At 52.7% G+C, this 14,928-nt stretch carries 12 protein-coding genes; 8 read left to right on the top strand and 4 right to left on the bottom strand.

The genetic code is table 11. The features are described 5' to 3' along the window. Positions 1-17: 17 nt before the first annotated feature. Entirely contained in the window at positions 18-890 is an 873-nt protein-coding gene (locus JUF13_RS00330; RefSeq protein ID WP_225893585.1) for a zinc metalloprotease, read from the top strand. Between the two features lie 253 nt (positions 891-1,143). Further along, the gene (locus JUF13_RS00335) at positions 1,144-2,424 is read left to right on the top strand and encodes a hypothetical protein (protein WP_203637246.1); all 1,281 of its coding nucleotides are present in this window, start codon (positions 1,144-1,146) and stop codon (positions 2,422-2,424) included. A 70-nt stretch (positions 2,425-2,494) separates the two neighbouring features. Here JUF13_RS00335 and JUF13_RS00340 read toward each other — a convergent pair whose 3' ends face one another. Then, positions 2,495-3,130, bottom strand: coding sequence for a copper homeostasis protein CutC (locus JUF13_RS00340; RefSeq protein WP_236002652.1), 636 nt, complete (start codon positions 3,128-3,130; stop codon positions 2,495-2,497). A 454-nt stretch (positions 3,131-3,584) separates the two neighbouring features. On the opposite strand from JUF13_RS00340, the gene JUF13_RS00345 reads away from it, so the two are divergent. Next, entirely contained in the window at positions 3,585-4,769 is a 1,185-nt protein-coding gene (locus JUF13_RS00345) for an AI-2E family transporter (RefSeq protein ID WP_203637248.1), read from the top strand. Beyond that, on the top strand, positions 4,756-5,610 hold the full coding sequence (locus tag JUF13_RS00350) for a methyltransferase domain-containing protein (RefSeq protein ID WP_203637249.1): 855 nt from the start codon (positions 4,756-4,758) through the stop codon (positions 5,608-5,610). Before JUF13_RS00345 ends, JUF13_RS00350 begins: the two co-directional genes overlap by 14 nt. Before the next feature lie 319 nt (positions 5,611-5,929). Here JUF13_RS00350 and JUF13_RS00355 read toward each other — a convergent pair whose 3' ends face one another. Beyond that, a complete protein-coding gene (locus JUF13_RS00355; protein WP_203637250.1) occupies positions 5,930-7,123 on the bottom strand; it encodes an Ig-like domain-containing protein in 1,194 nt (397 codons plus the stop codon). Positions 7,124-7,590: 467 nt separating this feature from the next. Then, positions 7,591-8,829, bottom strand: coding sequence for an Ig-like domain-containing protein (locus JUF13_RS00360; protein ID WP_203637251.1), 1,239 nt, complete (start codon positions 8,827-8,829; stop codon positions 7,591-7,593). Between the two features lie 753 nt (positions 8,830-9,582). Between JUF13_RS00360 and JUF13_RS00365 the strand changes: the two genes are divergently transcribed. Further along, positions 9,583-10,095: a tRNA (cytidine(34)-2'-O)-methyltransferase gene (locus JUF13_RS00365; protein ID WP_125763106.1), complete on the top strand. Its 513-nt coding sequence runs from the start codon at positions 9,583-9,585 to the stop codon at positions 10,093-10,095. An 18-nt stretch (positions 10,096-10,113) separates the two neighbouring features. Then, the gene (locus JUF13_RS00370; protein ID WP_203637252.1) at positions 10,114-12,459 is read left to right on the top strand and encodes a DNA translocase FtsK; all 2,346 of its coding nucleotides are present in this window, start codon (positions 10,114-10,116) and stop codon (positions 12,457-12,459) included. 533 nt (positions 12,460-12,992) lie between these two features. On the opposite strand, the gene JUF13_RS00375 is transcribed toward JUF13_RS00370, so the two are convergent. Continuing rightward, positions 12,993-13,115 (bottom strand): DUF4044 domain-containing protein, encoded by a 123-nt coding sequence (locus JUF13_RS00375; RefSeq protein ID WP_125577081.1) that lies wholly within the window; start codon positions 13,113-13,115, stop codon positions 12,993-12,995. Positions 13,116-13,929: 814 nt separating this feature from the next. Between JUF13_RS00375 and JUF13_RS00380 the strand changes: the two genes are divergently transcribed. Next, a complete protein-coding gene (locus JUF13_RS00380) occupies positions 13,930-14,283 on the top strand; it encodes a DUF3397 family protein (RefSeq protein WP_125763102.1) in 354 nt (117 codons plus the stop codon). Positions 14,284-14,484: 201 nt separating this feature from the next. Continuing rightward, entirely contained in the window at positions 14,485-14,916 is a 432-nt protein-coding gene (mraZ, locus tag JUF13_RS00385; RefSeq protein WP_125763100.1) for a division/cell wall cluster transcriptional repressor MraZ, read from the top strand. The last annotated feature ends 12 nt before the right edge of the window (positions 14,917-14,928 follow it).

Genomic DNA, 14,928 nt, shown 5'->3' on the forward strand with positions numbered 1-14,928 from the left:
AGAGGGGGGAACATCTGTTGAAAATAGTTAAACGGGTGACGTTACTCGTCCTCCTAGTGGCCGTTGTCGGTACCGCCATGTGGGGGATGACCAGGATGTACCGGGCCATGTTCGGCAACAATCACTATTACCAGCGGTCACGCGCGTACACGACGCAGGACAGTCTGTTGAATCAGAAAATGGTCTCGCGACCCAAGATGGTGCAGCTGACCAACTTAACGCACGGTACGCAGTACACCGGCAACACGAGCCTGGACCAAGCGGCGAAGACCTATCGTTACCAGATAGGCAAGGAGAAAATTAGTAACTTTATGGGAACGGATGCGACTCTTCAGCTTTACACGGAGTCCAAGCTCATGACCAAGTCAATGGTGCAGGATGCGGCGACCTTTTGGAATACCTTAGCGGGTCAAAAAGTTGTGACGGTGGTGACTAGTGCCAAGCAGAGTGACGAGGTCATTCACGACACGAAGACCGATGACAAATCACTGGGAGGCCAAACCTATGACCGTCAGGGGATGGTCTTCCACCCGGCCAATTGGAAATCAGCGGGCCTGTCCAGCGCCGAAGAACAAGATTGGCGCGAAGCCGTTTTGATCCGTGAAATCGGACACGCATTGGGGCTGCCGAGTTTGGGTGGCGGCAAGTTGGGGAATAATGCTTTTGTCCACGGAAAGATTGGCTCAGAGGTCATGAGCTATTGGTCCGTGGGCAGTGCAGCTCCCGCCATCAACAAGCAGGGGATCAAGAGCACGGCCATGGATGGTGCGGCCTTGGCGTTAGCCGGATTGAGCTGGAAGCGGCCCCAACGACTAGCCCAATGGGTGTACACGGATCAAACGCCATCCGTGCTGTACCATGATGGCAAGATCAGTTCCACGTTTAAGTAAGATAGTTTGGGAAAGCGGACGAAGCGGGTCGAGCAGCGACCATGAAGATAAACTCCCGAGAAAATGCGGTTTCTCGGTTGAGATAAATGCATGCGGCAACTCATGGTCGAAGGGCGTTCGTGCAAGTAAAAACGGCTTTACTGTTTGAAAAATTTCGACAGTAGAGTCGTTTTTGTTAGGTACGGGGTTAGTAAAGTGACTGTGAGTTCTGCGTCAATCGACAGGGTGGTTCTTAGCGAGGAGGGAGCCTGATATGAAGACGATGAAAAAAGTTTTGATTGGATTGGGGATTATTTGTGGGATAGCAGCGCTACTAGTCATACAGTCACAACCCAAACGCGCGACGACGCAACAATCATCAGCCGGTAATACGCTAACTATTAAGCACTATCGCTTTTCAATCAAGGACAGTGGGGCTGGCTACGAAACAGCGATTCCTTTGGCAAACGCCCAAGTTAATATTTATGGCATTAACCGGACGACCGGTAAGCAGGTATTTTTAAAAGCCACGACAACGAATGCTACTGGGGCGATTAATCACTTGAAATTAAAAGCTAATCGCCGATTTGATCAGGTCAGGCTGACGTACTTCTTTGGTAACAAGACTCGCGGCTACGCCATTACCTTAAAGGATGTCCGGTATCAGGTGAGTCACACGCTCACAGTCGGTAAGACACGGACGCTCAGCTCTCAACGGATTGCGGTGTATCAGACGCCGGCCATTTCTGCGGCCATGTATTATCGGCTTGCTCGGCTAAATAAAACCTACGCGGATGTCTATCGGAATCAAGCGGCTGCTATTAAGGCGGCGTCACCCTATATTGATACGCATCGGGCAACCCTTAAGCCAATTGATTTAATTTATGACCCAACCTTGACCGATAGTCAAAGCTCTTTCCACAGTCGTGGCAAACAAGATAACGATGGTGGGGTGATTCGGCGGTCGGTCATCTGCATCAATACCAGCAATCAGACGCAGGAAACCATGAATTCGGCGGTCAGCCATGAGTGGGCACACTGGAACATGTGGCGAGTCAACAAGATGTTGGCGGCGGGGAGCTATGCCAGTCATTCTGCTTATAATACCGACCCAGGCGTCAGTTACAAAGAAGGCTGGGCAATTTTCCAGCGCTACCGGTACATGTTTGGGCTAACCCGCGGCTTTCCGTACGATACTATCGTTCAAAAGAACCCCGCACTGTATGGCAAATCGACCAACAATACAGTTTGGGGAGCACTAAACGATTTATTTGATATCAATTATGGCCAGTACGCGGCGCTCGAGGATGATCCGTTTGATGTTTATCAGTTGTTTGTGCATGGGGATGATAGCTTAGCCAACAAAGAACTGATCAACGAGGGGCTAATGTATGCCACGCTAGTGAATAGTCGGGCGACGACTTTCAAGGAGTTCTATCAATACTTGGCGGCCTACGCGGATAAATCCGTCGATAAGACTATCAAGGGTAAATTGGTTCGGGCCATGGCAGTAAATGGGATTGATAAGAATGGCAACTTTATGGTCAAAGAGTAAGTTAACGAGAAAAAGAGACGGTAGCGGTGAACACTAGGTCCACGACTACTGTCTCTTTGAATGTCACAAGCTAAAATTTTAAAACCCGTTGGCCATAAACCAAGTTCACGTGTAAGTCATCCGCAACCTGTTGGGCATCCGCAGCGGTGACGTTGGCCGGAACCAACGTCACGCCGTCTGCGTCAGCCAAACGCTTGCTGGCAACCCAGTCGGCTTGGCGGTCATCACTGGCCGTGCCAGCACTCAGGACGCGGTCGACACCCTGACTGGCTAACCAGTCTAGTGCCGTGCCCCGGTCTTGGGGACGAATTTCGTCAAAGGCTTGGCCAAATGTCAGCGTCATCCCACCAGCGGCGGCAATCAACGTGCTGAGCACCTCGACGTCCAGTTGGTGTTGGTCGGTGAGGGCCCCAAAGATGGCGCCGTCCACCCCCAATTGTTGGGCTTCCAACAGGTCAGCCTCCATCATCTTGATTTCCACGCCGTTGTAGGGGATGTTGCCACCACGAGGGGCGATGATCAGGTCTAAGGATACCTGGTGTTCATGGGCGTAACGCACGGCCTCGGCCATGACGCCCTTGCTAACGGTGGTGCCACCCACCGCCAAGTTGTCGGCCAGTGCCACGTGTTTGGCGCCGGCACGAATGGCAGCGGGGAGGTCAGTATAATTTTCTAGTAACGGTTCAACTAAGAGCAAAATCGTCATCCTTTCTCTGCTTGCTCTGCGCAAGCGGCTAACAGTATGGTACAATATATCCACTCTGGTTAAGCGTGCATTCGTTCCCGACGGCGGGGCCAAAACGCCCTGCTATGGGGCCGGTTCCAGCCTGGAAAGCGGGCTTCCGCCTCGACTTTGTGCCTGAGAAGCGGTCACAAAGGTCGTCCCGTGGGCTAGGTCGCACAAAAACTCCGACCAAGACCACCGACACAGCTGGGCATTTTGCCCCGCCTCTGGTCACTCAGACTGGCCACTCATTTTTCTGTCCTTGGAGCTGTTTAACAGCTGTCTGGGAACGGTCAGTAACCTGAAAACGTTAGCCAGCTGACTAGTGGTGACCCTTAATGGGTTTAACCAACAGGGGCTGACCTAATCATCACAGCTAACCAATGAATTACAGCTTAATCTCAAAGCTCATTTAATCATTCAAGGAGTGACGCATTTGAAATCGGAATCCAAACAACACCGGTCGTGGTTTTGGAGCTGGGTCGTAAACAATCGGCTGGTTTCCATTCTAACAATCACGCTCCTTATTTTACTCATTTTATTGGTCCTAAGTAAAGTCCCATGGCTCGCGACGCCGTTTATTTTAGTGGGGCAGATTCTGGGACTGCCCATCATCCTGGCCGGCATCGGGTATTATCTGATGAATCCGGTGGTGGATCGGCTGGAAAAGCGGGGGGTTCACCGAAGCTGGTCGATCATTGGCCTCTTCATTATCGTAGAGCTTCTGCTGGCGTGGGGCGTCGTTAGTCTGATTCCCATGGTCCAACGGCAGACCACGACGCTGATCACCGAGTGGCCACATTACTGGAATCAGCTCACGCGGACTAGTATGCAGTGGCTCCAGGATGACCGGCTCGACGGGGTACGCAAGCAGTTGGATCAGTTTAACCAACAACTGTCGGACAGTTCGTCGTCCGCCTTGTCCAGTCTGGCCAAAAATACGGTCAGTTCGGTCGGCGGTATCGTTAGCCGCGTGGTATCGATTGTGGTCGCCATCGTGACGGCGCCGTTCATTTTATTTTATCTCTTGCGCGACGGGCACCAGTTGCCCGACTATTTAGCCCGCCTGTTACCGGTGAGCCGGCGCAAGTCCGTGGTCACGTTACTGCGGGAAATGAACCGCCAAGTTAGTAATTACGTGCGGGGCCAGCTGGTCGTGGCATTCATCGTGGCCGTGCTGTTCTACATTGGTTTCCTGATCGTGGGGCTAAAATTTGCGCTACTATTGGGCATCGTCGCTGGGGTGCTGAACCTGATTCCTTACCTGGGGTCGTTTCTCGCCATGATTCCAGCGGTGGTGGTCGCGGCGTTTGTGTCCCCATGGATGTTGGTGAAGGTCCTGATTGTCTTTATCATTGAGCAAACGTTGGAAGGCCGAATCATTTCGCCACTAGTCCTTGGCAGCTCGCTGAAAATTCATCCGTTAACGATTATTTTTATCTTATTGATTGCCGGTAAGGCCTTTGGCGTGGTCGGTGTGGTCCTGGGAATTCCGGGGTACGCCGTCATCCGGGTCGTGGCAACCGAATTTTTCCATTGGTACCAGACATTTGTCGGCGGCTACGAGGAACCGCAGCCCGTCGTGACAGAAACAGGAGAGAAGCCACATGAAGAAGATTGATCAAGCGGCGACATTTTTAGCCGCGCACACCCAGCTCTTTCGCTGTCCAGTGTGTTTAGCACCCTACGCGACCGTTGAAGGCCACAGTTTAATTTGCCCAAACGGCCACAACGTTGACCTGTCCAAGAAGGGGACGCTGTACTTTATGCAGCGCGCCGTGGCCAGCGAATATGACAATGACATGTTAGCAGCTCGCCGTCGCATGCTCCAGGCCGGCCTCTTTGCGGGCATCACGGACGCCTTCGCGGCCAAATTACCCGCCGGTCCCCAGACGATTCTGGATGTCGGCTGTGGTGAGGGAACGCCGCTCGATGACGTGTTGAAACACCGGAACGGCCAGGATGCCGCGGTCGGCTTTGATTTATCCAAGCCCGGTATCAACCTTGCCACCCAACTGGACAACGACGCGTTCTTCTGTGTGGCCGACCTGGCCCAGATGCCATTCGCAGATCACCAGTTTACGGCGATCTTGGACCTGTTTTCGCCATCGGCTTACAACGAGTTCAACCGGGTACTAGCGCCTGGTGGCAAATTGCTGAAGGTCATTCCTAATCCGGATTACCTGATTGAACTGCGTCAGGCCATCTTCCCGGCCGGCAGTGCGCACGCCAGCTATGACAACAGCAACGTGCTGGACCTGTTCCAGAAGCATTATCCTAATGCCACCGTGGAACGGATTCGGTACCAGGTCCCCGTTCCCGCCGAACTCTTTGCGGATTTGATGCTGATGACGCCGATGCACTGGGGTGCCGATGAGGCTCGCTTGGCTGAGGTCAAGGCCAATCCGTTCCCAGCTATCACGGTTGACGTGACCCTGTTAACCGCTGAGGGCGTGAAGTAAAACGTTTAAAAAACCGATAAAAAATGCTTGTGAACCTGACAGGACAGTGTTATATTTATCGATGAGAAATCGTTTGGCAGTTAACATCAGTGAAAGCTGTTGGTGGCTGACAAGTAGCACTTCACTAAAGTAGTCCCTCGCCGTGCCCACACCGAGGAGCTGCTTTTTTTCTTGCCCTAAAATAACTAGCAAATACCCCGAAGATAGTTGCCTTCGGGGTATTTGTGTCGTGACATGGGTTTGGTAAGGGTAAGGCTAGTCGGCAGGGCGCGCTAATGGTCGACTGACTAGCCTTGAGGTTAGGGGGGAGCGGGGGTCACTAGTGCTTACAATCTCGTAAGCTGAGGAAACTACCGGTCAAGCTAGCTAACAAGAGGGCGAGTCCGGCGACGAGGATGCCAGCGGATTGGCGATCACCCGTTTGTGGTAAGGTCGTGGACGGATAGGTCGCTGGGGCGTGACCGGCAGCGGGGGAAGTGGTTGGCGATTGGCCCGTCGCGTGTTGGTTGATGGCTGCGCTGGTTACGGGAGGGTTAGCGTTGCTACTGCCATCGCCAGGAGTGATGGTTGCGGTTTGACCACCGGTTTGCGTTCCACCGGTTGGTTTGAGAATTGGCTTCCCAGGCTTGTTGAACGTTGGCTTCGTCGGCTTGCCGGGGACAGTCACACCAGGGTAGCCGGGATCATCAGGCGTAACGGCTGGACTTTCGGGTTCTGGCACGATTGGCTCAGGCTTAACGGGTGGGTAGGTGACGCCAGGCGTGGAAGTCCCGGGGATTTCGCCAGCCGGGTTTTCGCCGCCAGGCTTTTCAGTCCCCGGTTCTTCAACGCCGGGTGCTTCAGGCCCACCAGGTTCTTCGGGTCCAGGCTTTTCGCTGCCAGGTTCTTCAGTCCCAGGTTTTTCGCCACCAGGTTCTTCGGTCCCAGGTTCCTCAACACCAGGTGCTTCAGGTCCACCGGGTTCTTCAATGCCAGGCACTTCGGGGCCGGGTTCCTCAGGGCCTGGTTCACCGGTTCCGGGTTCTTCGGGGGTGGTCGGTGGGACAACTTCTTCGGGCTGGCCAGCACCATAGACTTCAACGGAAATGTACCCACTCTTCAGGTAATCGTGCGTCGCAAAGAAATTGGTGAAGGTACAGACGCCGACGTGACTGCCAATGGTAACGTCCCATTTGCCAATGATGGCCTTGCCGTCGTAACTGCTCATGTCAAAGGAGCGGGTCCGAGTAATGTTGACGTTCTTAGGAATATAGAAATCCATGGTGTCACCGGCATTGACCTTTTCGGCTTGGCTGATGGACCAACTGTACTTAACGTTGTAAACCTTGTCTGCGGGTAAGATCGCGGTGTGTGACATGACTTTCCCACCGGGGACGCTGACAATTTTAGCGTCAGGCTCGCTGGTTCCCTTAGCTGGAATGACCCGCGCATAGGCTTGGGTAGGTGATCCAAATAAAAAGATGAGTGCTAGGCTGGAGGTAACCAGTAGCGCAAATTTTGTTCTTCGTCGCATGTTTTCTCCTCCTATCAGACTGAAATATTGCTCCTCTCCGATACCCATAAGTTAACACGTTTATACGCTGAACATTAGTATCTTGATTGGTTCGTTAAGTGACTCTTAGTTGTCAAATTGTTGATTTAACGGGGATTATGTAGAACAATGGAGAAGCGTCAGTATGTTTTGGTTGACAAATATGTTTCTGCAATAAAACGATTAGGCATCTGGTGAAAGGGGTGTAAGTGGCCTGTTTCTAGACGCCAACGACGTACAAAACAGGTGAAACAGTTTGGCCGATAATATATTGGCCGAGTTAGTCGGCTGAGACTGTCGAAATGGTGAATAAGTCTGACAAAAGCCCCGAAGACGGATGCCTTCGGGGCTTTTGTGTGGTGACATGGGTTTGGTAAGATCCAGGCCGATCAGCGGAGCGAGCTAATGGTCGGCGGATTGGCCTGAATCTTAGGGGGGAGTGGGGGTCATTAATGCTTACGATCCCGTAAGCTGAGGAAACCACCGGTCAGGCTAGCTAACAGGAGGGCGAGTCCGGCAACGATGATGCCAGTGGATTGGTGATCACCAGTCTGTGGTAGGGTCGAAGATGGATAGGTCGCTGTGGCGTGACCAGTAGCGGGAGTCGTGGTTGGCGATTGTCCCGTTGCGTGGTTGTTGATGGCCGCGCTGGTTGCGGGCTGACTAGCGGTGCCGCTGCCTTGGCCGCTAGGGGTGATGGCAGCGGTTTGACCACCGGTTTGGGTCGACCCAGTGGGTTTAGACCCGGTTGGTTTGTGAACCGGCTTGCCGGGTTTGTTGAGCGTCGGCTTGGTTGGTTTGCCGGGAACGGTCACGCTAGGATAGCCGGGATCTTCAGGCGTAATGACGGGCGTTTCGGGTTCTGGAACGACTGGTCCAGGCTTAACGGGTGGGTAGGTGACGCCAGGTGTGGAAGGCCCGGGCTTTTCGCCGGCAGGTTCCTCTGGAGCTGGGTCTTCTGGGTTAGGTTCCTCAACCCCAGGTTCTTCGACCCCAGGTGCTTCTGGTTCGCCGGGCTCTTCAGTCCCAGGTTCTTCAACGCCAGGTTCCTCGACCCCGGGTTCTTCAACCCCAGGTTCCTCAGTTCCAGGTTCTTCGGTTCCAGGCTCTTCAGGGTAAGGTTCTTCGCCAGGCTCCTCAACCCCGGGCTCCTCAACCCCAGGAACTTCTGGTTCAGGTTCTTCGGTCCCAGGCTCTTCTGGGGTGGTCACTGGTGGTGTCACTTCTTCGGGCTCACCGGCACCACGGACTTCAAAGGAAATGTAACCTTCCTTAAGGTACTTGTGCGTCGCAAAGAAATTGTTGAAGGTGCAGACGCCGACGTGACTACCGATAGTGACGGTTGTTTTACCAACGCTGGCCCTGCCGTCGTAACTGGCCATGTTAAAGGAACGGGTTCGGGTAACGTTGACGTTCTTAGGAATGTAGAAATTCATGGTGTCGCCAGCGTTGACCTTGACGTTGTCCGCGATAGACCAAAAATATTTAACGTCATAGACGCCGTCCTCAGGTAAGACCGCGGTATGCGACATCTCTTCTTGACCAGGGTCGGTGAGGATAGTAGCCTCAGGTTCACTGGTTCCCTTAGACGGAACAACACGAGCATAGGCTTTGGTAGGTGATTCAAATAGAAAGATGAGTGCCAGGCTGGAGGTAACCAGTAGCGCAAATTTTGTTATTCTTCGCATGTTTTTTCCTCCTAACAGGCTGAAATATTGCCCCCTCCGACACCCATAAGTTAACACGTTTATACGCTAAACATTAGTATTTTGGTTTGTTCGTTAAGTGACCCTCGGTTGTGTAATTGTTGATTTGATAGGGATTGCGTAGAATGATGGAGAAGGGCCGTTATGTTTTGGTTGACAAATATGTTTCTGGGAGAAAATTATTATGTGTATGCTTGAACAGCTGCGAGCGGCTTGATTTAAACGCTAAACGACATGTAAGACAGGCGAAGTAGTTTAGCCGATAATATACTGAATTTAGACGGCGAATTTTATAATCAAGTTAGCCACTTGAAATTTGCGTACTGAATTTAGACAATACCTGGGTAATATTAATTTGTTCATTTGGCGGTGAGGTAGAGAATAAGTCTGACAAGGAATGAATCTGGTAACCGTAAAATTCAAGATCAATGTGAGTGACCAGAGGCGGATCAAGGTGACCAGCTGTGTCGATGGTCTTAGCTGAGTGATTTTCTCAGGTTAGACCATGGGACAACCTTTGAGACCGCTCTTTGGCTCAAAGTTGAGCTGGAAGACCGCCCCTCAGGCTGGAAGCGTTCCCCACAGCAGGGCACCTTGAATCCGCCGCCGGGAACGGAAAAGCAATCGCGCAATTTTTACGGTTACCAAGCGTTCAGCCCTTGTCAAAGACCCGGGGGAATGGCTATAATAATGGGACAGAACGAATGTTTGACAACAGAACGGAGAAGAGAATTTATGAGTAATCACATCGCGTTATTTGAACCCCTGTTTCCCGCCAATACCGGGAACATCGCCCGGACCTGTGCCGGGACCGACACCGTCTTAGATTTGATCAAGCCCCTCGGTTTTTCCGTTGACGACGCCCACTTAAAACGGGCTGGCCTGGACTACTGGGACAAGGTCGACGTCCGCTACCATGAGAATCTGCCAGCGTTTTTAGAAACGATTCCAGACCCCACGCAACTGTACCTGGTTTCCAAGTTTGCGGACCAAGACTACACGGAACCCGATTACAGCGTCAACGAGAATGATCACTACTTCTTATTTGGTAAGGAAACGACGGGCTTGCCTGAACCCTTCATGCGCAAGCACGCCGAAAAATGCATCCGGATTCCCCAAGACGACACCCATATTCGGGCCCTGAACCTCTCCAACAGTGCGGCCATTGTGATCTACGAAGTCCTGCGTCAACAGGCTTTTCCTAACCTGGAACGGGTCCACACGTATCCGCACGACAAATTAAAGTAAGCGAAAGGAGGCAGTCGGTTGGCTACCAAACGAAAAACGACCCGGCGTCGCCCAACCACTAAGCGCAAGCCGGCTCGCCGCAAATCAACAAAGCAACAACCGTTTCCCTATACCGCAAACGTTATTGGCCTGGTCCTGATTGCTTTAGCGGGACTGGGTCTCTTTAACCTCGGGCTCCTCGGCACGCTGGCCGCCAATCTGGTGCGGCTGGTCGTGGGGGATACCTACGAATTTGGCCTGATTCTGGTGGCCGCGGTGGGAGTCGCACTGACCATCACCGGCACGTTGCCCCGGATTGCCCGTCACTATTTAATCGGTGGGGGATTGATCTATGGCGGCTGGCTGCTCTGGATGAGCGCCAACCATTTTATTGCCGTCGACATTCACAGCCAGTTTTTACCTACGATTTGGCACGCCGGCCTGGCGGACCTGGTCACGGGTGGTCTGACGTCACAGCTGGGCGGTGGCCTAGTTGGCACGTTACTCCTGAGTGTGATTGCCTGGCTGATTGCGTTGGTCGGGTCGCAGATTGCGGCCTGGCTGATCATGTTGGGCGGGGTCATCGTCTTCTTCCAGATTCCCCTGGCCAGCATCGAACACTGGCTCCAGACGGTCTGGTCCACGCTGCGGCACGGCCTACAAGCCAGCGGCACGGCCCTGAAAAATGGGGGCGAACGCGTCAAGGAGCGGCAGGCCAAACGCAGTGAGCAAAAGCCGACGGTTACCGTCACAACACCTATGGATCCGGACAAGAAGGATTTGCCCGAACCGAAGCCGAAGCCAACGCCTAAGCCACAACCGGAACCCAGCTATCACATCACGGTGGCTGCGGATGCCTCAAGCAAGAAGCCTGACAAATCGACAACCGACGCGCCAGAGGATACGGCCGTGGCCGATGCTTTGGCTAGCAGCACGCCGGTCGACCCGAATTATCAGTTACCAACGGCGGACTTGTTGAAGCAGGTGCCACCGACTGATCAGACCGAAGAAGTTAATGCTATTGATGCCAATACCAAGATTTTGAAGCAAACGCTCGACAGTTTTGGCGTCGATGCCGAAGTGAAAAACGTCAGCCTGGGGCCGTCCGTGACCGAGTACGAACTGCACCCGGCCATCGGGGTCAAGGTTTCGCGAATCGTGAATTTGGCCGACGACCTGGCCCTAGCCCTGGCCGCTAAGGGGATTCGGATTCAAGCACCAATCCCTGGGAAGTCCTTGATTGGGATTGAAGTGCCCAACAAGGAAGTCTCCACCGTGGCCTTTCGTGACGTGGTCGAGGCCCAGCCACCGCACCCCAACAAGCCGTTGGAGGTGCCACTGGGTCGTAACGTGACCGGGGAAGTCGTGACCATGGACCTCACCAAGATGCCGCACCTGCTGATTGCGGGGGCGACCGGGAGTGGGAAGTCCGTGGCCATCAACGGCATTATTACCAGCATGTTGATGAATGCCCGGCCCGACCAGCTGAAATTGATGCTGATCGACCCGAAGAAAGTGGAACTCAGCGTGTACAATGGGATTCCCCATTTGTTAACACCCGTGGTTTCCGAACCGAAGAAGGCTGCGCGGGCCCTGCACAAGGTCGTGGCCGAAATGGAACGCCGCTACGAACTGTTCTCACAGTTTGGGCAACGGAAAATTTCCGGCTACAACGCCTTCGTGCAGAAGGCCAACGCCGAGGACGACCAAGCCCGGCCAATGCTGCCGTACATCGTGGTCGTCGTCGATGAATTGGCCGACTTGATGATGACGGTCTCCAGCGAAGTTGAAGATGCCATCATCCGGTTAGCCCAAATGGGACGGGCCGCCGGGGTCCACATGATTTTGGCCACGCAACGGCCATCCGTGGACGTCATTACCGGTCTGATCAAGGCCAACGTGCCATCACGGATTGCCTTTGCCGTGTCCAGTGGGATTGATTCCCGGACGATTTTGGACACGAACGGGGCCGAAAAGCTGTTGGGCCGCGGGGATATGCTGTATCAACCCGTCGACGCCAACTCGCCGGTCCGAGTCCAGGGGGCCTTTATCCCGGATGAAGACGTGTCTAGCGTGGTTGAATTCATCAAGCAACAACAGTCTGCGGACTACGATGAAGACATGATGGTCAGCGATGAGGAAATGAAACAGGAAGAAGCTGGCGACAGCGATGATGAGCTGTTTGATGAGGCGCTGAGTTTCGTGGTCGACCAACAAAAGGCTAGCACCTCACTGTTACAACGGCGCTTCCGGATTGGTTACAACCGAGCCGCCCGCATCATGGATGACTTGGAACAGCGTGGTTACATTGGGCCACAGGAGGGGAGCAAGCCCCGCCAGGTCTACAAGCAACCGGACAATCCGGACCAATCCAACGACCAATAGGTTTTCGCCTTTGGTTTCGCCTTGCCGGGCGGTCAAAAATAGACCGGAACGCGGTGGGCAGGACCGGCCAGGGCCTAAATCCCACGGCTGAGCCTATTTTTGACCGTCCTATCGGCTGACGCTGGTTTAACCCAATTGGCCAGTGTTGGTCAGGTGGTTGTCGCAGTTATGATAAATTTTAAGCAATCTAGTAAATTGAATGTTGCTCCCTACGGTGATTTACCAGGATTCCTGGTTGATCGGGTAGGGAGCTTTTTGTAGTTAATTGTTATCGGTTCAATGATGGAAAATCAAAAGGAGACACCCGCACACCAGAGTGGTTGTGTGGACGCCTCCTTTTTAGCTTGTGAACAAAGGAATAAGTTAAGTTTCTGACCCAACTTAGGCCAGGAAAGTCCCGGTGTCAAGGGATACACAGAACGATTAAAAAATTAATTAATATTCGTTGCGGGTGTCGATGTTTAGACTTGAAATTGGTCACCAAGCGCAGAAAAAAGCCGCCAACATTCGACAGAATGTGACGACGACCCGGGCTAGCCCATTAATCCTAATGAAGAAATGGCACCAAAGACCAGAGATCCAATGGTTGCGATGATCATGATCCAAACGAAAACGTTCGTGATTTTTTGAAATGTTGATTTTTTCTTTTTTTCCATGCGGAAGTAGCCACCTCTTTGCGTCTAGATTACTCAATTAGTTTACCGTGGCAACGTCAGAATTGCAACCGCCACGCAAAAGTTGTCGCGAAAACGTAAAGCTGGACCGTCACGACGGGGAGGACGGCCCGTTTTCACGACAACTTGTTGCGGATGACAGGCCATTTTTTTTGCGGAGTGCGGTTGCGTACCCAAGCCACTTGCTCGTGAACGGCGGACGGGGGTCCAGCAAGCAAAGTTTAAGAAGCTTTAACGTTCTGTCCAGTGATTGCAACGTTCGCTAGAAATCCTTATAATTAAACGGAAGTATTCAAGCACGACACGACCGGTTTCGTGTTGGGACGTTTCCGTTATGGTGAAATGAAACCGGCGAGTGATTGCCGTTCCCGGCGGCAGATTCAAGACGCCGCTGGCCGCTCAGACTTGCGAATCATTTTTCATGGTGGGTGTTCCACCTTTCAGAATGATACTAGTGAAATGAGTTGGAACGTGACCGTGAGCCATTGTCGGAAGGGTACCAGAAAATACTGCAACGTACATAATGAAACTGTCGTGGACACGGGTTGCGATGGGTTAAACACGTGTCAGCCGGAAGGTCGGTGAAAATAGGCTTAGCCGTGGGAATTTTAGCAGCAGGGTCACTGCTGCTAAAATTAGGTGACTTTAAGACGCGACCTTTGCGGCTTAAAGCAAGGTGGGAGACCGCCCTTTGGCTCCCACCGTCCGCCCACAGCGTTCCGGCCTATTTTCACCGTCCTGGAGGCGCGGGCTAAGACAAGTTAAAACAAGTAAACCAAAAAAAGGGGGAAGTCGCATGACGTTTTGGACCTCGCCGGCGGGGACGCTGGGCATCCTAGTCATCGGCTGGCTGTTGATTCGAGGCGTTAAGCGCCTGTTGAAGAAACACTGGCCAGCACAATTGAACACGTGGGACCTGATGGCGCCGATTTTTATCGGCACGTCACTCCTTTTGATTCCAGCGGGAGCGGGGCAGATTTTACCGTGGCTGATCATCGGGTGGATGGCCATTGGTATCGTTGTGACACTTTTACAAGCAATTCACAACAAAGAGTTACTTTACTCGACCTTTTTCCGAACATTCTGGCGGCTGACGGACCTGTATTGGGTCGTTGGATTTGCCGCTTGTTTTTTAGTGGTTATTGGCTAAATTAATGCATAAATATTAATTTTTTTGGTTATCGACTCATTTTTAGTAAGCGTTGTAAAACGCGCTAGGCCACGGTGAACACTTGTTCGCCGTGGCCTTTTTAAGATTTGTGGGGAAATTTATAAAAATTCGGAAACGTTGTGGTAGAAAGTGGGGGGGTGTGGTAAACTTGGTGATAGTTACAAATGGGAGTGATTGGCTATGTTTATGGGGGAGTTTGAACATTCTATCGACACCAAAGGCCGGCTGATCATTCCCGCCAAGTTTCGGGAACAATTGGGCGACCAATTTGTTGTCACCCGAGGTATGGATGGCTGTTTATTCGGTTATCCCATGCCAGAGTGGGGAGCCCTGCAAGAGAAATTGAAAGCCTTGCCAGTTAATCGCAAGGATGCCCGGGCCTTTGTCCGGTTTTTCTACTCTGCAGCAACGGAATGCGAGCTCGATAAGCAGGGCCGCATCAACCTTCCCAAATCACTCCGCGACCACGCAGCGTTAACCAAACAGTGTGTGATTGTCGGGGTAGCGAATCGCTTTGAAATTTGGAGCGCCGACCGGTGGCAGGACTTTTCCACCACGGCAGAAGAAGACTTCGACGATATTGCTGAAAATCTCATTGATTTTGGCATGTAACGTTTAGGAAAG

Origin of the sequence: Levilactobacillus wangkuiensis (assembly GCF_016861605.1) — a bacterium.
In the GTDB taxonomy this organism is placed as follows: domain Bacteria; phylum Bacillota; class Bacilli; order Lactobacillales; family Lactobacillaceae; genus Levilactobacillus; species Levilactobacillus wangkuiensis.